General features: G+C 74.0%; 2 pseudogenes. One reads left to right on the top strand and one right to left on the bottom strand.

Annotated features, from left to right (window positions below):
* Positions 1 to 742: pseudogene (locus B7767_RS32605) on the top strand (Tellurium resistance); the annotation flags it as partial.
* A 12-nt stretch (positions 743 to 754) separates the two neighbouring features.
* On the opposite strand, the pseudogene B7767_RS32600 reads toward B7767_RS32605, so the two are convergent.
* A pseudogene (locus B7767_RS32600) lies at positions 755 to 1,177 on the bottom strand (glycosyl transferase family 2); the annotation flags it as partial.

Below are 1,177 nucleotides of genomic sequence, written 5' to 3'. Positions count from 1 at the left end.
CGCCCCCGCGGCGCCCGCCGCCCCCGCGGCCCCGGGGCCGCCCGCCATGCCCCCGGTCACCATGCCCCCTCCGGTCGCACCGCCCCCGCCGTCCGCGCCGGTCCGGCTGACGAAGGTGACGCTCACCAAGGCGGCCCCCTCCGTCTCCCTGGCCAAGCAGGGCGGCACGTCGGGCGCCCTGCACGTGAACCTCAACTGGGAGGTGCGCAAGCAGTTCTCGGGCTGGGCCGGCAAGCTGGGCCGCCCGGTCGCCATGCACTCCGACCTCGACCTCGACCTGTGCGCCCTGTACGAGCTCACCGACGGACGCAAGGGCGTCGTCCAGGCCCTCGGCAACGCCTTCGGGGCACTGCACCAGCCCCCCTTCATCCACCTGGACGGCGACGACCGCACCGGTGCCGTGGCGAACGGCGAGAACCTCACCGTCAACCTCGACCACAAGCACCTCCTCCGGCGCGTCCTCGTCTTCGTCACCATCTACGAGGGCGCCCGCTCCTTCGCCGACCTGCACGCCACGGTCACGCTCCGGCCGCAGCACGGCGCGCCGATCGACTTCTCCCTCGACGAGTGCACCGTCCCCTCGACGGTGTGCGCGCTCGCCCTGATCACCAACACCGGCGGCGGCGAGCTCGTCGTCCAGCGCGAGGCCCGCTACCTGGTACCCGAGCGTGGGGTGAGCCCGCAGCGCACCGTCGACCACGCCTACGGGTGGGGCATGAACTGGACCCCCGGCCGCAAGTGAGGCGACGCATGGTCAGCCCTCGTCGGGCACGGCGTCCGGACGCGCGTAGGTGCGGCCCTTCCAGGCCGCACCACGCCCCCGGTGATGCAGCACCGCCGAGTCCACCGTCATCAGCAGGTACAGCGCCGCGGTGAACGGCAGCAGGGGGGCGAGCCACAGCGGCTGCCGGTAGTACCGGAGCATCGGCACGTACGTCCCCGACATCACCAGCCAGGCCGCCGCGCCGAGGACCGCCGCGGCCCCGCTCCCCGCCACCGCGCCCACGACCACCGCGACGGGCGGCACCAGGTACACCAGCGCCAGCCCGGCGACCGTACCGGCCAGCAGCACCGGACTGTGCCGCAACTGCGCGTACGCGCTCCGCGACACCATGCGCCACAGATCGCGCAGCCGCGGATACGGACGCACGCTGTCCACCCGGTCCGCGAGCCCCAG

This window comes from Streptomyces sp. 13-12-16 (genome assembly GCF_002114215.1).
Lineage (GTDB): Bacteria > Actinomycetota > Actinomycetes > Streptomycetales > Streptomycetaceae > Streptomyces.
This window is presented reverse-complemented; position numbering and strand designations above follow the sequence as displayed.